The 18,890-nt window shown below is 63.6% G+C and carries 20 protein-coding genes; 15 read left to right on the plus strand and 5 right to left on the minus strand.

The genetic code is table 11. From position 1 onward, the window contains the following. Positions 1-65 precede the first annotated feature (65 nt). The gene (locus IP68_RS07685; RefSeq protein ID WP_054134400.1) at positions 66-689 is read left to right on the plus strand and encodes an HAD family phosphatase; all 624 of its coding nucleotides are present in this window, start codon (positions 66-68) and stop codon (positions 687-689) included. A 45-nt stretch (positions 690-734) separates the two neighbouring features. On the opposite strand, the gene pyk is transcribed toward IP68_RS07685, so the two are convergent. Beyond that, positions 735-2,192, minus strand: a complete 1,458-nt coding sequence (pyk, locus tag IP68_RS07690; RefSeq protein WP_054134401.1) for a pyruvate kinase — start codon at positions 2,190-2,192, stop codon at positions 735-737. Between the two features lie 111 nt (positions 2,193-2,303). On the opposite strand from pyk, the gene IP68_RS07695 reads away from it, so the two are divergent. From IP68_RS07695 to ruvB, 11 genes are all read left to right on the plus strand, one after another. Further along, positions 2,304-2,627 (plus strand): DUF1244 domain-containing protein, encoded by a 324-nt coding sequence (locus IP68_RS07695; protein ID WP_082382210.1) that lies wholly within the window; start codon positions 2,304-2,306, stop codon positions 2,625-2,627. A 66-nt stretch (positions 2,628-2,693) separates the two neighbouring features. Further along, a complete protein-coding gene (locus tag IP68_RS07700) occupies positions 2,694-2,939 on the plus strand; it encodes a DUF2312 domain-containing protein (RefSeq protein WP_054134403.1) in 246 nt (81 codons plus the stop codon). Positions 2,940-2,961: 22 nt separating this feature from the next. Then, positions 2,962-3,456, plus strand: coding sequence for a GNAT family N-acetyltransferase (locus IP68_RS07705; RefSeq protein ID WP_054134404.1), 495 nt, complete (start codon positions 2,962-2,964; stop codon positions 3,454-3,456). A 69-nt stretch (positions 3,457-3,525) separates the two neighbouring features. Beyond that, positions 3,526-4,269: a YebC/PmpR family DNA-binding transcriptional regulator gene (locus IP68_RS07710; RefSeq protein WP_054134405.1), complete on the plus strand. Its 744-nt coding sequence runs from the start codon at positions 3,526-3,528 to the stop codon at positions 4,267-4,269. Positions 4,270-4,315: 46 nt separating this feature from the next. Continuing rightward, positions 4,316-4,720 carry an endonuclease domain-containing protein gene (locus IP68_RS07715; protein ID WP_054134406.1) on the plus strand — a complete coding sequence of 135 codons (405 nt, stop codon included), beginning with the start codon at positions 4,316-4,318 and terminating at the stop codon, positions 4,718-4,720. Next, the gene (ruvC, locus tag IP68_RS07720) at positions 4,721-5,203 is read left to right on the plus strand and encodes a crossover junction endodeoxyribonuclease RuvC (protein WP_054134407.1); all 483 of its coding nucleotides are present in this window, start codon (positions 4,721-4,723) and stop codon (positions 5,201-5,203) included. Positions 5,204-5,240: 37 nt separating this feature from the next. Next, on the plus strand, positions 5,241-5,840 hold the full coding sequence (gene ruvA, locus IP68_RS07725) for a Holliday junction branch migration protein RuvA (protein ID WP_054134408.1): 600 nt from the start codon (positions 5,241-5,243) through the stop codon (positions 5,838-5,840). Next, positions 5,837-6,406 (plus strand): murein L,D-transpeptidase family protein, encoded by a 570-nt coding sequence (locus IP68_RS07730; RefSeq protein WP_156317982.1) that lies wholly within the window; start codon positions 5,837-5,839, stop codon positions 6,404-6,406. Before ruvA ends, IP68_RS07730 begins: the two co-directional genes overlap by 4 nt. A 90-nt stretch (positions 6,407-6,496) precedes the next feature. Next, positions 6,497-6,748 (plus strand): type II toxin-antitoxin system ParD family antitoxin, encoded by a 252-nt coding sequence (locus IP68_RS07735; RefSeq protein WP_054134410.1) that lies wholly within the window; start codon positions 6,497-6,499, stop codon positions 6,746-6,748. Continuing rightward, entirely contained in the window at positions 6,741-7,037 is a 297-nt protein-coding gene (locus IP68_RS19740; RefSeq protein WP_197275756.1) for a type II toxin-antitoxin system RelE/ParE family toxin, read from the plus strand. Before IP68_RS07735 ends, IP68_RS19740 begins: the two co-directional genes overlap by 8 nt. Position 7,038: 1 nt before the next feature. After that, a complete protein-coding gene (gene ruvB, locus IP68_RS07745) occupies positions 7,039-8,061 on the plus strand; it encodes a Holliday junction branch migration DNA helicase RuvB (protein ID WP_054134412.1) in 1,023 nt (340 codons plus the stop codon). A 7-nt stretch (positions 8,062-8,068) separates the two neighbouring features. Here ruvB and IP68_RS07750 read toward each other — a convergent pair whose 3' ends face one another. The 3 genes from IP68_RS07750 to IP68_RS07760 all read right to left on the minus strand — a co-directional run bounded on the left by IP68_RS07750 (position 8,069) and on the right by IP68_RS07760 (position 12,147). Continuing rightward, entirely contained in the window at positions 8,069-8,788 is a 720-nt protein-coding gene (locus IP68_RS07750) for a 2OG-Fe(II) oxygenase family protein (protein ID WP_054134413.1), read from the minus strand. A 93-nt stretch (positions 8,789-8,881) separates the two neighbouring features. Further along, positions 8,882-9,970, minus strand: a complete 1,089-nt coding sequence (locus IP68_RS07755; protein WP_054134414.1) for a PepSY domain-containing protein — start codon at positions 9,968-9,970, stop codon at positions 8,882-8,884. Next, positions 9,970-12,147 (minus strand): TonB-dependent receptor, encoded by a 2,178-nt coding sequence (locus IP68_RS07760; protein WP_054134415.1) that lies wholly within the window; start codon positions 12,145-12,147, stop codon positions 9,970-9,972. Before IP68_RS07760 ends, IP68_RS07755 begins: the two co-directional genes overlap by 1 nt. Before the next feature lie 190 nt (positions 12,148-12,337). Between IP68_RS07760 and IP68_RS07765 the strand changes: the two genes are divergently transcribed. Both IP68_RS07765 and IP68_RS07770 read left to right on the plus strand, forming a co-directional pair. Continuing rightward, positions 12,338-13,087: a 2OG-Fe(II) oxygenase family protein gene (locus IP68_RS07765; protein WP_054134416.1), complete on the plus strand. Its 750-nt coding sequence runs from the start codon at positions 12,338-12,340 to the stop codon at positions 13,085-13,087. Positions 13,088-13,125: 38 nt separating this feature from the next. Further along, complete coding sequence (locus IP68_RS07770; RefSeq protein WP_054134417.1) at positions 13,126-14,898, plus strand: tetratricopeptide repeat protein; 1,773 nt, start codon at positions 13,126-13,128, stop codon at positions 14,896-14,898. 151 nt (positions 14,899-15,049) lie between these two features. On the opposite strand, the gene IP68_RS07775 is transcribed toward IP68_RS07770, so the two are convergent. Next, positions 15,050-18,016 carry a TonB-dependent receptor domain-containing protein gene (locus tag IP68_RS07775; RefSeq protein ID WP_082382213.1) on the minus strand — a complete coding sequence of 989 codons (2,967 nt, stop codon included), beginning with the start codon at positions 18,014-18,016 and terminating at the stop codon, positions 15,050-15,052. Positions 18,017-18,352: 336 nt separating this feature from the next. Between IP68_RS07775 and IP68_RS07780 the strand changes: the two genes are divergently transcribed. Continuing rightward, entirely contained in the window at positions 18,353-18,844 is a 492-nt protein-coding gene (locus tag IP68_RS07780) for a hypothetical protein (protein ID WP_156317984.1), read from the plus strand. Positions 18,845-18,890: the final 46 nt, after the last annotated feature.

Raw genomic sequence — 18,890 nt, forward strand, 5'->3', positions numbered from 1 at the left:
GATTTTCATGCAAAGGCTCCGGCAGGCTCCGGGGCCTTTTGCTTGCGTGCGCGAGGGGGGATCAGATGCAGCCGGTCGACACCATCATCTTCGACGTCGGCAATGTCCTGTTCCAGTGGGACATCCGCAACCTCTACGCCAGGCTGATCGATGATCCGGCCGAGCTAGACCATTTTCTCGGCAATGTCCTCACGCTCCACTGGCATGACCAGCACGATGCGGGGCGCCCGATCGCTACGATGATCGATGAACTCGCCGCAGAGTATCCGCAGCATGCCGCGCTGATCCGCCTCTACGAGCCGCGCTGGCTGGAGACGATCCCCGGGCCGGTACCGGGCATGATCGATCTGGTCGAGGAACTCGCGGTGCGCGGAGTGCCGATCTACGGCATCACCAATTTCGGGTCCGACCTGTGGCGCAAGTTCCGCCCCACCGCACCGGTGTTCGACCTGTTTCAGGACATCGTGGTTTCGGGCGACGAGAAGATGGTAAAGCCCGACGCTGCGATCTATCGCCTCGCCATCGACCGCTTCGGCATCGACCCAGCGCGCACCCTGTTCATCGACGACCGCGAGGCGAACATCCAGGGCGCGATCGCCTGCGGCCTGCAGGGGCACCTGTTCCGCGATGCACCTGCCCTCTATGCCGATCTGGCGGCTCGGGATGTGTTCAACATCGCGACGATCTGATTTCAGGGCAGAGCGGCGGTATGTTTGGCACCTGCAGCTCGCTGATCAGTCCTTGTAGCCCTTGAGCTCCTCGCCGGTCAGCGTCACGATGTGCAACACATTGGTCGATCCCGGGGTGCCGAAAGGCACGCCCGCCAGCGTGATGATCCGACCGCCGGCTTCGCCAAAGCCGTGGCGCAACGCCATGCGCTTGCCCTTGCCGATCATCTCCTCGAAGCTGCCGATGTCGCGGGTCACCACCGGATAGGCACCCCAGAGCAGCCCGACGCGGCGCGCGGTCTCGCGCGACGGGGTCAGCACCATCACCGGCACCGACGGCCTCTCGCGCGACACGCGCCGCGCGGTCGAGCCGGACAGCGTGAAGCACACGATCGCGCTCACCCGCACGGTGTTGGCAATCTCGCTGCACGCCGCTGACAGCGCATCAGCCGTGGTCGAATCGGGCAAGGTCTCGATGAAGTGCACGCGCGCGGCATAGCCGGGGTCGCCCTCCACCTGGGTGGCGATGCGGTCCATCATGCCGACGGCGAGCTCCGGCCAGTCGCCAGCAGCGGTTTCCGCCGACAGCATCACCGCGTCGGCGCCATCATACACCGCGTTGGCGACGTCCGAGACTTCGGCGCGGGTGGGCGACGGGCTGGTGATCATCGATTCGAGCATCTGCGTCGCGACCACCACCGGCTTGCCCGAACGGCGCGCGGTTTCGACTATGCGCTTTTGCATCACCGGCACCTCTTCAGGCGCCATTTCGACGCCAAGGTCGCCGCGAGCGACCATCACTGCGTCGGAAAGCTCGATGATCTCTTCGAGCGAATTCAGCGCGGCGGGCTTTTCGATCTTGGCGATCAGTGCCGCGCGTCCGCCGATCAGGCTGCGTGCTTCGGCGACGTCATCGGGGCGCTGGACGAAGCTCAAGGCGATCCAGTCCGCGCCCATTTCGAGCGCGAACGCCAGATCGCGGCGGTCCTTCTCGGTCAGCGCCGCCATGGGCACCAGGCTGTCGGGCACGTTCAGCCCCTTGCGGTCCGAGATGAAGCCGCCGACCTCGACCGAGCACAGGATTTCGCTCTCGCCGGGACGCAGCACGCGCAACACCATCTTGCCGTCGTCGATCAGCAGCCGCTGGCCCTTGTCGAGCGCGGCGAAAATCTCCTTATGCGGCAGATATGCGCGCTCGTCATTGCCCGGCGCGGGGTTCGAATCGAGCGTGAAGTGCTGGCCGTGCTTGAGGAAAGCCTTGCCGCCTTCGAACGTTCCGACGCGCAATTTCGGACCCTGCAAATCGCACAGGATGGTGATCGGCCGCTGCAGTCTGGTTTCGATCTGGCGGATGGTATTGATCGTCGCGGCGTGGGTAGCATGGTCGCCATGGCTCATGTTGACGCGGAAGGCATCGGCCCCTGCCCGGAACAGCCTTTCGATCATTTCGGCGCTGCTGCTGGCCGGACCCAGCGTTGCGAGAATCTTGACCTTGCGGCTGCGCTTGGCGATAGTCTTGCTCACTCAAATCCCCTGGACTGGTCTGCGCCGCAACCGTTTGCGTTGCGACGAAATATCTATGCGATGCTTAGGCCAGTGCGTCACCAATCGCAAAACCGTTCTGGAAATAATCTGATGACCAATTCCGTTCCCGCCCCGCCCATGGATGTCGACATCCCCGACGAGGTCGCTGCCCAAGCCTTTCGCCGCCTGGTGCGCCACCTGCGCCACCGGCATGATGCGGAAAACATCGACCTGATGGGGCTCGCCGGTTTCTGCCGCAACTGCCTGGCTGACTGGGTGCAGGAAGCCGGCGGCGCCGACGACCGCGATGCTGCGCGCCGCCTGATCTACGGCATGGACTTTGCGACATGGAAATCGCGCTATCAGGGCGAGGCCAGCGAAGAACAGCTTGCCCGGATGAAGGAAAGCGTGGCGAAGAACGCCGACCACCCTTAAGGGAGCGGTCCACCATTTTGCACCGGGAGATTCGCCCGGCGCCCCACCCGAAATGAAAGACATATCATGAGCGAACCCATCATGTCGGCTGACGATCAGCTGCGCCTTTTCATCGAGCGTATCGAGCGTCTGGAAGAAGAGAAAAAGGGCGTCGCCGATGACATTCGCGACACCTATGCCGAAGCGAAATCGCAAGGGTACGACCCCAAGATCATGCGCCAGATCGTGCGCCTGCGCAAAATGGAACCGCATGACCGCCAGGAAATGGAACTGATCCTCGACACCTACAAGGCCGCTCTCGGCCTTGGCTGAGACCCTGGTCTGAACCGGCACGATGGCGGCGCTGCACATCCGCGATGCCACTGCGGCAGATGGCGCAGCGCTTGCCGTCCTCTACGCGCCGTTCGTGACCGACAGCTGGGTCAGCTTCGAGACACAGGCGCCCGGTGCTGCGGAGATGGCCACGCGGATTTCGAGCCATGGCAGTTCGCACGGCTGGGTGGTTGCGGAGCTGGATGGCGCAGTCATGGGCTATGCCTATGCCAGCCCGCACCGGGTCCGCGCCGCCTATGCCACCTCTGCCGATATCGCGATCTATGTCGCGCCAGCCGCACAGGGCCAGGGGCTCGGTCGCGCACTGTACACCGCGCTGTTCGACCGGCTGCGCAGCCGCTCGATCCACGCGGTGTTCGCCGGGATCGCGCTGCCCAACCCGGCAAGCATCGCGCTGCACGAGGCGATGGGGATGGTGCCCGTGGGCATATATCGCGAGGTCGGCTGGAAGCTGGGCGGCTGGCGCGATGTCGGCTGGTGGCAGCGGTTGCTATGAACCATCTGGCTGGTGTAAAGGCGCGCACCAGCATTCGCATCACCTCAACTGAACAGGCAGAAATCCGCCATGGCAGGCCATAGCAAATTCAAGAACATCATGCACCGCAAGGGCGCGCAGGACAAAAAGCGCTCGGCGATGTTTTCCAAGCTCAGCCGCGAAATTACCGTGGCCGCCAAGATGGGCATGCCAGACCCTGACATGAACCCGCGCCTGCGGCTCGCGGTCAACGCGGCCAAGGCGCAGTCGATGCCCAAGGACAACATTCAGCGCGCGATCGACAAGGCATCGGCCGCCGGCGGCGAGGATTACGAAGAAATCCGCTACGAAGGCTATGGCCCGGGCGGCATTGCGCTGATCGTCGAGGCGCTGACCGACAACCGCAACCGCACCGCGACCAATGTCCGCACCGCGTTCAGCAAAAACGGTGGCAACTTGGGCGCGTCCGGCGCGGTGAGCCACGGCTTCGACCGCATGGGCCTGATCACTTATCCCGCAAGCGCAGGCGACGAGGAAAAGGTGCTCGAGGCCGCGATGGAAGCGGGCGCGGAAGACATCGAGTCGACCGAAGACGGCCACGACATCTGGACCAACATGGAAGACCTGCACGCGGTCTCCGGCGAGCTGGAAAAGGCCCTGGGCGAAGCCGAGAGCGTCAAGCTCGCCTGGCGCCCGCAGGTCCGCGTCGATGTCGCCGAAGCCGACGCGCAGACCCTGTTCAAGCTGATCGACGCGCTCGACGATGACGACGACGTCCAGACCGTCTGGGGCAATTATGAGGTTTCGGACGAGGTGATGGAGAAGCTGGGATAAGCTTGAAGAAAGCCCCTCCCCTTCAGGGGAGGGGTTGGGGTGGGGAATGGACAACAGCCTTCGCTTGTCGCTGTTCGCAAATGAGTTGCGCAACAACCCGACACCCTTGGAGATTATCCTCTGGAAATATCTCAATGGCTCACAGTTGGGCGGCTACAAATTTCGTCGCCAATCCGTTATCGGCCCATTTATCTGCGATTTTCTGTGCCCGTCGAAAGGGCTGATCGTTGAAGTTGACGGTGACACGCACGACGCCGTGCGAGACGCCAAACGGGATGCCGCTCTGGCTGAACTTGGATATTTCACCATGCGGTTCACTAACTATGAAGTAAGCCAAAGCCTTGAAGGGGTCTTGGACTTGATCCTAGCAAAGCTGGACACCCTCCCAGGTCGTTGGCCTGGCAAGTTGCTTCCCCACCCCAACCCCTCCCTTGAAGGGGAGGGGCTTTAGATGATCATCCTAGGCATCGACCCGGGCCTTGGCACCACCGGTTGGGGCGTGATCCGGTCCGAGGGCAATCGCCTGAGCCATATCGCCAACGGGCAGATCAAGACCAACGCCAAGGCGGCCCTGCCTTCTCGGCTGCTGGAGCTCGACACTGCGTTGGCGGCGGTCATTACGGATTATGATCCCGACAGCGCGGCGATCGAGGAAATCTACGTCAACAAGAACCCGCAATCGACGCTGAAGCTCGTTCAGGCGCGCGGGGGCCTGATACTAGGACTCGCGCGGGCGGGCCTGAACGTCGGCGAATATGCGCCGCGGCTGATCAAGAAGGCGATCGTCGGGACCGGCGCTGCCGAAAAGGCGCAGATCGACGCGATGGTGCAGCGGCTGCTGCCTGGCGTGCAGATCGCCGGGCCCGATGCGGCGGACGCGCTCGCGGTGGCGATCACCCACGCGCATCTGGCGGGGTACGAAAAACTGCGCTAACCCCCTCCTCTCCCGCGCAAGGGGAGAGGGAAAACAGATGATCGCCAAACTCACCGGTACGCTCGACAGCATGGGGCACGATCACGCGGTGATCGATGTCGGCGGCGTCGGCTATCTGGTGTTTGCTTCCTCGCGCACCCTCTCAGGTCTAGCCGCCAAGGGCGACAAGGTCGTGTTGCACACCGAAATGCAGGTGAGCGAAACCGACATGCGGCTGATCGGCTTTGCTTCGGCGAGCGAGCGCGACGGCTTTCGCCTGCTCACCGGCGTGCAGGGCGTGGGATCGAAGGTTGCGCTCGCCATCCTGTCCGCGCTCACCCCCGAAGAACTCGCGCGCGCCGTGGCACAGGGCGACAAGGCGATGATCGCCCGTTCGCAGGGCGTGGGCCCCAAGCTGGCGCTGCGCATCGTCAACGAGCTCAAGGACAAGATGGGTGCGATGTCGCTCGGTCCTGCCGGCATCGGCATCCCCGCCTTGGTCGGCAACCACGCCGCCGACGCGGTCTCCGCGCTGCAGAATCTGGGCTTCAAGCCCGCTGATGCGGCAAGGGCCGTGGTGGGGGCGGAAGAGGATCTGGGCGACGGCGCGAGCCTCGATGCGCTGGTGCGACTGGCGCTTAAGAAGGCGGCGCGGTGAAGCGGCGTCTGCTGGGCATGGCCGCGGCATTGACGCTAACAATTCCTGCAGGCCTCTATGCATTAGAATTTCTGGAACAGGACGCCTGCCTCGACAGCGGTGGTGCATGGTTTGGCCAGCTTGGATGTCAAACCGATCTGCCAAAGATCGATCGTATCCTCATCAAAAAATCACAGCGAAAGCTAATTGCCCTGTCCGGTGGCAAAGTCGCGGAAACGATGTCTGTGTCCCTCGGCAGAGAACCAGTTGGGCAAAAGCACATGGAAGGCGACAGCCGGACACCCGAAGGTCTCTATCGAATAACCGAGCACAAACGAGACAGCCGATATTACCGGGCGTTGCGGTTAGGCTATCCGATCAACAAGCAAATCACAAAGGCGAAGGCACTAGGGGTCGACCCCGGCGGCGACATCATGATCCACGGTCTGCCCAATGGTCTTGGCGCGCTGGGAAGAGCGCATATTTGGATGGATTGGACGAGGGGATGCATTGCGCTTACGAATGGAGAGGTCGACTGGCTCTACCAGAGTACCCCTGATGGAACCGTCGTTGAGATATATCCATAACTGGACCCTGATTTTGAAATGTCCGCAACACGAAGACGCGGTAAAGCGCCATCGCTGGACTTGGTTCCGCGATCGTCTATAATTTTCGCCATGACGGACATGACCATATCGGTGTCGCCTGCCCTGAAGCAGTGGATCGACGAGCGCGTCGCGCTGGGCGAGTACGCCGATGCTGCCGAGTATGTGCGCGACCTGCTACGGCGGGATCAGGAGCAGTCGGCAGACGAAGCTGAATGGCTCAAGGCGAAGATCGACGAGGGGCGTGCCTCAGGGCGGTTGAATCAGAATCCCAAGAACGTGCTGCGGGAAATCATGACTGAGTACCCCGCAAATCGTGGCTGAACTGGATATCAGCCCAGAGGCGCGGCAGGATCTGGTTGAAATTCGTCTCTTCAGTCTTGAACAGTTCGGCCCCGACATAGCCGATGCGTATTTTCTGGGTTTTGACCAAGCTTTTGATCGCCTGGCACAGCACCCGCATGTAGGCGTACCCAAGCCCGAACTGGGTACCGGTGTTCGATGCCTGGTGCATCGTCGGCATCGAATATTCTATATCATTGAAGGTGGTGTCGTGGTTATCGTCCGCATCATCCACCATGCACGCGACATCCGCAGCGCGTTGAAAAGTTGACATGACCACAGACCGCCTCCTCACCCCAGACCGCATCCCTGAAGACCAGGATGCCGCGCTGCGCCCCAAGACGCTGGCCGAGTTCATCGGCCAGGCGGCGGCGCGTGATAATCTGCGTGTGTTCATCGAGGCGGCACGGGGGCGGTCCGAGGCGCTCGACCATGTGCTGCTGTTCGGCCCGCCCGGCCTCGGCAAGACGACGCTGGCGCAGATCATCGCGCGCGAGATGGGCGTGGGCTTTCGTGCAACCTCGGGCCCAGTGATCGCCAAGTCGGGCGATCTGGCGGCGCTGCTCACCAACCTTGAAGAAGGCGATGTGCTGTTCATCGACGAGATTCACCGTCTCAATCCGGTGGTCGAGGAAGTGCTCTATCCCGCGATGGAAGACCGCGCGCTCGATCTGATCATCGGCGAAGGCCCGAGCGCGCGCAGCGTACGGATTGACCTGCCCGCGTTCACGCTGATCGGAGCTACGACCCGGCAGGGACTGCTGACCACGCCCTTGCGCGACCGTTTCGGCATCCCGGTGCGGCTCAATTTCTATACCGTCGGGGAGCTCGAGGCGGTGGTGACGCGCGCCGCGCGCCTGCTGGGGCTGGGAATCGCTGCCGATGGCGCGACCGAGATTGCCCGCCGCGCACGCGGAACGCCGCGCGTTGCCGGACGCCTGCTGCGCCGGGTGCGCGATTTCGCCAATGTGGCGGGCCAGCCCACCGTGGATGCGCTGGCAGCGGACGCAGCCCTCACCCGGCTTGAGGTCGACAAGCTGGGGCTCGATGCGATGGACCGGCGCTATCTGATGATGATCGCCGATATCTATCGCGGCGGCCCTGTTGGCGTGGAAACGCTGGCGGCGGGCCTGTCCGAGCCGCGCGACACGATCGAGGATGTGATCGAGCCCTATCTCATCCAGCTGGGCCTGATCGCCCGCACCGCGCGCGGCCGCTGCCTCAATGCGCGCGGGTGGAAGCATCTGGGCCTCAACCCGCCCGCAGGCGCACAGGAAGGCCTGTTCGACCTGTGACGGCCGCTCAGCCCCGCAGCCAGCCGGTCACCGCATAGCGCCGATAGGCCGCGGCGCGAGTCACTTCCGAGACGCTGTGCCGCTGGGGAACTGCAAAGACATCGAGCGTGTTGAAGCCGGGCATTTCGCCATGGCTGATCGTGCCCTGCTCGCCGTGAAACAGAAGCTGGCCGCCCCATTCAAGCCGCCATTGCGGGGTCAGACCCAGCACGAACGCCGCGAGCCGCCCCTTGCCTTCGACCGCGTCATCGTGCTCGGTCAGGAAATCCCCGGGCGAATAGGCGGTGGCCTGCGCATCGGCGAACCGGATGCCGCGTATCCCGGTGATGTCGCGCAGCAACCCGATCACCTCAGGCGACGACATGAACGTCGCGAACGCCGTGAGCGGATCGGGGCTGGCCATCCGGGCAACCGCGTCATCGGGGACGCGAATGCTTTCGTAGCGGAACTGGAAGCCGTTGCGCGCTCCGGCATAGACCGCCTGATCCAGCGCCGCGGCGCGCGTCGGCTCCATATGCGAACGGACATCGCGGCTCAGTTCATACAGCAACTCACCCGAATTGATCACCTGCATCCAGTCGCTGCGATCGCGCAGCAGTTGGTGCAGCATCCGGGCCGCGTCGTCGGCGAGGAAGCCGCGAATGCGCACCCGGCCCAACCGCTTGAAGGTCTGGCGCAGGTGAGGAGGTTTCAGGGCAGGGTTAAGGCAGTATGAGGTCGCAGTCATCCCTGCTCCATGGACCCTGAATACCGCTGTTGCAAGTCAGTTGCATAAACGTCTGAACTGAGATCGAAAAGGCGGTTTTTCTGCCGCCTTTGGCTACTCGACCGTGACGGGACGGCGCGACTCTGCGTGGCGAGTCGATGGCCTGCGGCGGAACCAGAAGGTCCAGACCGTGAGCGATCCCAGCAACGTCAGCGCCAACCCCACCAGCGTCATCACGAGTCGATAGGGCAAGCCGCCCACCTTGGCCGCGTGCAGCGGATAGAAGGTGTTGAACCATTGCACCTGCGAGGGCAGCAGCAGCGCGTTGCGCGCCTCGATCAGCCGACTGGTATCGGATGCAAACCACAGCATCGTGCGGCCGTTGGGAAGCCATTCCTCGGGCTGCTTCATCCGCATGGTGATCGGTCCGCCATCCTGCTTCGGCAGGCTGATCAGCCGGATTTCGGCATCGGGGAAATGCTGGCGCGCGGTGCGCACGATCTGGCGCCAGTCGGGTTGGTCGGCCAGCGGCGTGGCCGCAGACTCGGGCGCCTTCAGCGCCGCACCGATGGTGGCGGGCGCAGACGGACCCAGCACCAAGGCTGCCACCGGGCGGAAGATCATGCTGGTGCCGGTGAAGAGGGTGAGCAGAAGCAGCGGCGCGAGGACCACGCCCATATCCCGGTGATGCCACAGGATCGCCGGGCGCGTGAGGCGCGAAGGCAGCAGCCTGAAGCGGAAGGTCCGCCGGGTGCGCCACCACAGCACCAGCCCGCTGAGCACGAAGAACAGCCCGCACAGCCCCGCGATCCCGATCACCCACTCCCCGGTATCTCCGGCGAGCAGATGGTGGTGCAGATCGAACAGGAACAGCTCGGGCCGTCCCCACACGCTGTCCCACCGGCTCACCACGGCGCCGCTCTGATCGGTATAGGCGCCGCTGCCATCGGCATAGGTCAGCCGGTTGAGGCCAAGGCTTTGGGTGGCGAACAGCACGCTGCCGGGGCGCGAATGCGGGTCTGCCATGATCGCCTCGAGCGCGCCCACGACCGCGGCGTTGTCGGCAACCTGCGTGTCATGCGCATGGGGCAGCATGATCCAGGCGTCGCGGTGCAGCAGCACCGTGCCGCTCAGACCCAGCATCGCGAGCACAAGCCCGATGAGCCCGCCGGTCCAGCGGTGAAGCCAGTCCAGCTGCCGCATCAGAAGCGCATGTCCCAGGCCAGCGTCATATTGCGGCCGCGCCCGGCAAAGAACGACAGGTTGTCGGTCGGCAACCGGACATCGCTGTTGTAATCGATATACTGGCGGTTGAAGATGTTCTGCGCGCTCAGGATGATGCGGCCTGGGCCTACCTGATAGCCCAGATAGGCATCGGTGAGCGTATAGCCGCCGAAGTCGTTGCGCGGATCGCGCACCAGCCCGTCAAAGGTCCGCGAGAAATAGACTTGGGTCTGCACCCGTGCCGATACCCTGCCCAGGTCGAAGCTGGCGGCCAGATTGAGGCGGTCGGGCGAGATGTTCGTACCATCCAGATCGGTATCGACCCGGTCGTCGGCATTGGTATCGCTGCGGCCCAGGATATGAGCATAGCCGGCGGAAAGGCGCAGACCATCGATCGGCATCGCCACGCCCAGATTGAGCTCGAGCCCCTCGATCTCGACGCGCTGGCGCTGCACGTCGAATATCCCGTCAGGCCGGGCGACGAGCAGCTGCCCGCGCGAGCTCGTAGACCAGAAATAGGTGACGCTGGCATCCACCGGCCCGCGCTTCACCTCGGCGCCGATCTCGCGGTTGTTCGAGATGATCGGGCTGATATCGAGGAAGTTGTCGAGATCGACTCCCGGCGCGCCGATCGCGCGGGTGATGCGGCCGACATCTGGAACAGTAAAGCCCTCGGCATAGCTGGCGTAGAAGCGGATTCCCTGCGCCGGTTCGACGATCACCCCGCCGTTGAGCAGCACATCGTCGAACTTGGGGCTGCCGCCGGAGACCAGCACTCCGCCGCGCGGGTTGGTGGTGGTGGCGAGCGTGGTGTAATCGTCAATCTTGATCTCGACATTTTCCCAGCGCGCACCACCCGCCAGCCGGACCAGCCCGTCGAACAGCTTGAGATTGGCCTGCGCAAACGGCGCGAGGCTGCGGAACTCGGTGGGTGGCACCCAGACGCGGTTGGTGGCGATCAGCCGCTGTTCGGTGGTATCGAACAGCGCGTCGAACCCGACGATCGCGGTCAGGTCTTCGAAGCCCGGGACTGCGCGTTCATAGCTGATCTTGCCGCCCAGCTTGCGCGAGCGGTTCTGCGACTGGTCGAACAGCGTGCCGACCGGGGCAATGCGGACATCCTGAAAGGCCGCGATCGGGCCGAGCTCTCCGCCAAACGTGTCGCGGCTGCGGTTGAAGAAGATCTGGCTCACGAAATTGCCGCCGCCAAGATCGGTATCGGTCAGCGACAGCGCAACGCTTTCGGTGCGGTTCGCGGCGGGTATGCCCGGCGGCGTGCCGCGCGCCGCAGTGGTGGGCACGCCGGTCAGCCGGTTGCCCGGCACCGCGACGAACTCGCCATCGCCCTTGAGCTCGTAGCGGCTGGCCATCAGGTCGAGTCGCGCGGTCGGGGAAAGCGCATAGCCGAAGCGCCCGAACAGCGAGACCGCATCGGAGGTCTGTGTCTCGCCTTGGGTGAGGTTGAGGCCGATGCGGCGGCCGCGCGCATCAAAGAACACGCCGCGCCGTTCGTAGGACGCACCCACGGTGGCATCGAAGCGGTCCGCCTTGTACTGCACAAGCCCCGCCGCCTTGGCGCCGAACCCGTCCGAACGGACATCGCCATCGGCTGAACCCTGCAACAACACCCTGCCGGAAACTCCCTCCAGCATGGGCGCGCCCACGGTCACCTGGTTGACGATGCCACCGGTGCCGCCAATCCCCTGCAGCGCGTTGGAACCATAGATCAGCTCGACCCGGTCGACGAAAAAGCCATCGATGGTGAAGCCGTCGCGGCTGCCATCGCGCAGCGGGGTGGACTGAGGAATGCCGTTGATCGCATAGAGCGGCGAACGGCCGCGCAGCGTCTCCCCTGCCCCCGACAGCTTGCCACGCGTGGGCGAGAAGGACGGCGTCAGTGCCGCAACGGCATCGGTGATCGACCCTGACAGGATGATCTGCTGGTCAAGCGCTTCCTTGCCGATGATATCGATTGTCAAAGGCAAGGCGCTGGGCGGCAGCACCGTGCGCGCTGCAGTGACCACGATATCAGCCTCCTCCGCAGGCGATGGCTCTTCCGCCGCGTCTGCTGCCAGATCCGCCGCCGAAGCCTGCGCAAGAGCCGGGCCCACCCACAATGTCGCAAGCACGAAGCCCGCCAGCTTTCCCAGTTTCATCTCGTTCCCCAATCTGGGCAGGCTGTTAGCAACGCCCAAATGCTATTGCAACAGATTCGCATTCTCGTGCGCATAGTCTCTGCTGTTGCTGGTCAAGGAGAGGCTACGCGGTGATGCGAGGGTTGAGGGGGCGGCCCTGGCCCGCTATGCATGGGGCAAGGCCAGCACTCTTGAGGAAGGCACTGTTGACATGTCGGCTGCCACGGCTGCTCCGCTGCATCTTCTGGCCTTGAATCCGTCGCTGGACCGGGGTGCCTTGGCGCGGGACTTTGCCGTCAACCAGCGGCTGCAGATCCGCGATGTGCTCGAACCCGAGGCCGCGCGCGAGCTGCGCAAGATCCTTGCGCAGCACACACCCTGGGGCCTGGCATGGTCGGCAGGCAACGATGGCCCGCATGGGCGCCGCCCCGATGAGATGGCTGCGCTGCCCGCGGCCGAACGCCAGCGCATCGCCCAGAACGTGGCCGATGCCGCACAGCGCGGCGATTACGCCTTCAGCTTTGCACGCTACCCGATCCTCGATGCCTATCTCGGGCGATGGGCACCCGATTCCGCGCACGACATCCTGCTCGAGCATATCAACGACCAGCCATTTCTCGATCTGATCCGATCGGTCACCGGGATCACCGAGCTGATCAAGGCCGATGCGCAGGCGACACTGTTTGCTCCCTCGCAGTTCCTCGGCCTGCACAGCGACAGCCATGTCGGCGAAGGATGGCGCATCGCCTATGTGCTCAGCCTTGCGCCCGATGACTGGAAGCCGGACTGGGGCGGCTATCTCAATTTTCTGGATGATGACGGCGACATCATTGTGGGCTACCGGCCCCGGTTCAACAGCTTGAGCCTGTTTGCGGTGCCCCAGCCGCATCTGGTCAGCTATGTCCCCCCCTTCGCGCCGGTCGGGCGACTCTCGATCACCGGCTGGTTTCGTGACAGATAGGGCGACGCAAACGCCGCACCTCAAGGGATGAGTTTTTGATGCAGGATTTTCAACGGCGCTTCATCGCCGCGCAGCAAGCCTATGCCGCCGGCAACATCGCCGAAGCCGAACGGTTGCTGGACCAGGTCGAGCATATCGGCGGCCCGAATGCCGATGCTTTTCACCTGCGCGCGCTGTGCCGCAAGCAGCAGGGCGACCTCGCCAGCGCGGCGAGCCTGTTTGCGACCGCCCACCAGCACCAACCGCACGACGTGCAGATCCTGGGCAACTGGGGCAACATGCTGGTTGCTGCGGGCGATCATTCCGCGGCTCTCGCGAAATATGACCGCGCGCTCGAGATCGACCCGGGTTTTGCCGATGCGCATTACAATCGCGGGCTGGCGCTGCATCGCATGCAACGCCATTCCGACGCGCTGGCGACCTTCGACTGGCTGCTCGAAGCCGGACATGCCTCCGCCAAGGTGCATTCCGCACGTGGCGCGGTGCTGAAGGACATGGAGCGCCCGCAGGAGGCCATCGCCGCATTCGATCAGGCGCTGGCGATCGACCCTGACCGTCCGGTGGCTCTCGCCGGACGCGCCCGGATGGCGCTGGAAACCGGCGCCGCGGACGCGAAGGACCGCCATATCGCGGCACTGCAGCGATCGCAGGGCGACCGAGTGCTGGTGCTGGGCATTGTCCAGGCGATGATGGAACAGGGCGACAACAGCGGCCTCGACGTGCTGGAAGACGTGCTCAAGCAAGACCCGCTGTGGCTCGAAGGGCATCACGAGTTCGCCAAGATGCGCGCCGAGATTGGCGAGGGCGACGCTTATGTCGACCATATCCACGAGGCGATCGGCCGGTTCCCGAAGCACCCCGGGCTGTACGAAGCATTGGCCGCCGTCCAGGCCTCGGCCGGCGAATTCGAGCCTGCGCTAAAGACCCTGCACGATGGCGAGCGCCAGTGTGGCGCGCAACAGGGCTGGCTGTTCGAACTTGCGCGGCTGGAGGGCGAATGCGGACGGTTCGACCGCGCCGCCGCCATGCTCGCCGCGCTGCCCGATACCGATCTGACGCGGTGCACCCGCGGACGCATAATGCTGGGGCTACGCAGGCCGGATGAAGCGGCATCGCTGCTCGAAGCGCTGGTCGCGCGCGCCCCCGACGACATCGTCGCCTGGGCGTATCTTGGCCTCGCCTGGCGTGTGACAGGCGATCCCCGACACGAATGGCTTTCGGGACAACCGGGCCTGGTGCAGGCACGCGCGCTGGACATCGATCCTGCAACGCTCGCCGATACCGCCGATCTCCTGCGGTCGATCCACACCGCGCGATCGCACCCCGTCGGCCAGTCCTTGCGGGGAGGCACGCAGACCCGGGGCCGGCTGTTCTGGCGACAGGAACCGCAGATCCAGGCGCTGCGACAGGCGATCGAGGACGCGGTTGCCGCGCATTGGGCAAGCCTGCCGCCGCGCGACGCAACCCACCCACTACTCAAGCACCGCGGCGAGAGCCTCGCCATCGCGGGTTCGTGGTCGGTCAGGCTGACGGACTCAGGCTATCATGTCGCGCACATCCATCCGCAGGGCCTGTTGAGCTCGGCCTGCTATATCGTGGTGCCGCAGGAAGCCGACGGCCCGGACAAGGCGGGTTGGCTGGAGGTTGGCGCTGCGCCGACCGAGCTGGGCCTCGCGCTAGACCCGCTGGAGACGATCCAGCCGGTCCCGGGACGGCTGGCGCTGTTCCCCAGCTACATGTTCCATGGCACCCGCCCCTTTGCCCAGGGCGAGCGGGTGACCGTCGCGTTCGACGCGGTCCTCAGCCGCTAAACCTCTTTCCATCGCTGCGCACCACGGCCTGACGGGAGTTTTCCCGGAGGCTTTGCTGCGCCCGGTTATCCCCGACCAACCCCGGGCGGCGGGCACAAAAAAATGGCGGCGAACCGAAGTTCGCCGCCATCTCTTTTAGGTTTGAACCCGATCAGAAGTTCAGACGTGCGCTTACGAAGAAGTCACGGCCGAGCGGATCGTAGAAGCCGGGGACGTTGTTGCCCTGCTCCTGAGCCGTTCCGAGAACCACGGGGGTCTTGTTGAACAGGTTGTTCACACCGGCGGTCAGCTGGAAGTTGTCCGTCACGGCGAACGAGCCGGTCAGGTCAAAGTAGTTGAACGCGCCAACGCGACGGTTCGGGAACAGAGCAGGATCCTGCTCGGTGCGAACCAGACCGTTGAAGGTGTTGATGATGCGGCTGTCGATGCCGGGGCCGTTATAGCGCCAACGCAGCGAGATCTGAGCCGGACCGTCAACATAACCCAGACGGGCGGTGTGACGCCATTTCGGCAGAGCGATCGTGCCTTCACCAATCGTGACCCGCTCGGGGATCGCAGCCACTGCAGTGGTGCGATATTCGTCGAGATAGGTCCCGAGGAAGAAGAAGGTCAGGCGCGATTCGTCCGAACCGGTGAGCGAGAAGTTCAGCGGGATGTTGTAATCCACCTGAATATCGACGCCCGAGGTCGCCAGCTTTGCGATGTTGGCCGACAGCACCGGAGGGTTACGTCCACCCGAGGTCTCGCCGAGTGCACCCGTGGTCGGGTTGCGCTGACCGGCGAAGATCGAGCAGATCGGGTTGGTCAGATCCTGAGCCACGGTGAAGCAGAGCTGCAGAGCGCTGTTCAGACCACCACCGAAGGTCGAGATCGTGTCCTTCACCTTGATGTTGAAGTAGTCGACCGTGATATTCAGGCGGGGGATGAAGCTCGGACGAATGACCGCACCAATGGTGAAGGTGTCCGAGGTTTCTTCGCCCAGGTTCGGGTTGCCGCCGAACTGTGCCTGGATCTGCTGGTTCGGCTGAACTGCAGTGGTGAACACGTTGCCAGCCGGCACGCCGTTGGCGACGCAGAGTGCGCGAATGGCTGCCGTCTGCAGCGCAACCGGGGTACGGCTCGAGCAGGGATCGATTGCCTGCGGGAAGCCGACCGACTGGCCGCCGAACAGATCCTGCACGTTCGGTGCACGAACCGCACGCTGATACTGACCGCGGAAGGTGATGTCCTGGATGGGAGCGAATTCACCGCCACCAGCATAGGTCCACACACCGCCGACGTTATCGAGCGAGTAATCCGAGTAACGCGCAGCACCGGTCAGTTCCAGACGGTGGATGAAGGATTCATTCACCAGCGGGATACGGAGCTCGGCGAACACTTCCTTGGCGTTGTAGTTGCCACCGGTCGGCTGGCCGGCGTTGAAGCCGATCACGTCGCCCGAAGCAAGGAAGGTATCGGGCGTGTACGAAGCCGAAACGCGACGATATTCACCACCGACTGCGAACCCGATCGGTTCCGAGTTGCCGAAGATGCTTCCGAGCGTGCCGCTGATCGAACCGACGATGTTCTGAAGATCCGAGGTTTCCAGGTTGGTCGAGTTGATCGTGACGTAACGCAGCGCGGCGGGATCAGCCAGACCCTGACCGAACACATTGAGCGGTACGCAGCCAGCAGCGCGGGCAGCAGCATCGCGGCAGCGGGTCACGCCACCAACGGTTTCGGTTTCCAGAGTGGCGCGATAACGGCTGACCGAAACGTTGCCCTGCTGGAACTGCGTGTTCTCGGTACGCGAGTACATGTAGTACAGGTCATAGTTGATGTTGCTGACGATTTCGCCGCGAACACCAGTCATGATGCGGAATGCCGAGCGACCCTGGCTCGAGTTACGCGGACCGGACTGGTTGAAACGGAAGCCGACGTTCTGGGTCGAACGACCAAGAGCGAGATCGGCAGGCGTTGCAGCAGCAGCCAGCGCAGCCTGGGTTCCAGCGTTGAAGAACGGGCTGTTGATCTGCAGGCTGGCAGCGATGCCGCCCGGAGTCGGAGCCAGTTCCTGGTTCACCTTGCTGTTGACATAGCTGACTTCAGCATAGGCTTCGATGCCGTCGGTGATCTGGAAGTTACCATAACCGCCGAACAGGTAACGCTCCTGGGGCAGCTGCAGGTAGTTGTCGGGTGCGAAGTTGTACAGATCTTCCGGGTTCAGGAACGGACGGGTGCCGCCACCGGTCGGGTTGAAGATCAGGCCGTTGCCGCCGCCAACACCGGGCAGGGTTGCGATCGGCGTCGAAGCCGAACCGCCGGGAACGAGACCGATTTCGCCGCCACGAGCAACGCAGGTGCCCAGAGCGCCGCCGAGGCTGACGCCAACGCCGGTCTGCGGGTTGGTGGTTCCAGCGCGGACGCAGCCGTCACCGGCAGCGAAACGCGAATAGGCGCGGGCGCCCTGGAAGATCGATTCACGACGCAGGTAGTTACCATAAATGGTGACCTGGCCGCGGCCGTCTGCAAACGGGGTGCCGATTGCGAAGTTCACGTCATAACGTGCGCCATCGCCCTTGCCGGTCAGCGAGTAGTTGCCGCCCAGGATGATGCCGTCGATGTTCTGACGCAGACGGAAGTTGACGACGCCTGCGATCGCGTCCGAACCGTAAACGGCCGACTGACCACCGGTCACAACGTCAACGCCTTCGAGCAGGAACTGCGGGATGGTGTTCAAGTCGACGATCTGGTTGGTATCATAGAACATCCAGCGGCGGCCGTTGACCAGCACCAGGGTACGCTGCGCGCCCAGGTTGCGAAGGTTCAGCGTAGCTGCGCCGTTGCCGGGGTTGTTCGAGAAGCTGGTCACGCCAGGCAGAACCTGCGGCAGGGTGTTCAGCACCTGTTCAACGTTGGTGGCGCCAGAAAGCAGAAATTCTTCGGCGGTCACAACAGCGGTCGGGCTGGTGGAGCTGAGGTCGGTACGGGCGATACGCGAACCGGTAACCACGATTGCCTGGTTATCCGATGCTGCGCTTTCGTCCGATTGATCCTGCGCCATCGCAGGTGCTGCAAAGCTGCCAGCTGCTACCAGCAGGCTGCTTGTCAGCAGGCCGAGTTTGAAACGAGACGTCATGCTTTTTTCCCCTTGGAGCGTCGCCGTCGAGAGCGACCGTCTTTTGAAAAAATTATGGTTGGAAAGGCATTTTCACCCTTCTTGAGCCTTGCTTACGCAAGAACGCGTTGAAAACGCAACACTGGTCGCCCCTCCGACATACTGTTTCCATGGGGCTGTAGCAAAAAGGTCACAGAAAGCGTCGCAGCCGCTTTGTTCGTTAACAAATCCTCTCTTGCGCAAGCTCAAAAGCGGCTTCAGGGTGTCGGTCCACAGTCCGGAGCAAAGCTTATGTCAGCGATCAGGCAACGTCATTTTTCGGCTCTTGCCGCCCTCTCCGTTGTGACCATCGTGGCCATGGCCACCCCGGCCCAGGCCCAGAAGAAGTCCGCTGGGGCAGATCCCGGACCGGTGTTCGAGGGCATGCTGCAATGCCGGACGATCACCGATGATTCCGCCCGGCTCGCCTGTTTCGACCGGCAGGTCGCCGCCTTTGCCGATGCCCAGAAGACCGGCGAGGTGATCGTCGCGGAACGCAAGGTGGTGGAACAGGCGCGCGAATCCGCGTTCGGCCTGGCGGTGGGGGAAATCACCCTGCTGCGCGGTCCCGATGGAGAGCCGCTCAAGTCGCTATCGTCCAAGATCACCGGGCTGCGCCCCCTGCCCGGCAGCGGCCGTCTGTCGATCACGCTGGAGAATGGCAGCCGCTGGGAACAGACCGATCCACCGAGCTACATCTTTTCGCCCAAGCCCGGCCAGATGCTGGTGATCGATCGCGGAGCAATGGGGGGCTATCGGGCCAAGATCGAAGGCCGCACGGGCTTTACCCGAGTCCGCCGGGTGGAGTGATCGCGTCGGCGCGCGAAGTTGCGCGCCAGTTACTTGCAATCACTGA

The sequence above is a fragment of the Blastomonas sp. AAP25 genome, from assembly GCF_001295965.1.
Lineage (GTDB): Bacteria > Pseudomonadota > Alphaproteobacteria > Sphingomonadales > Sphingomonadaceae > Blastomonas > Blastomonas fulva.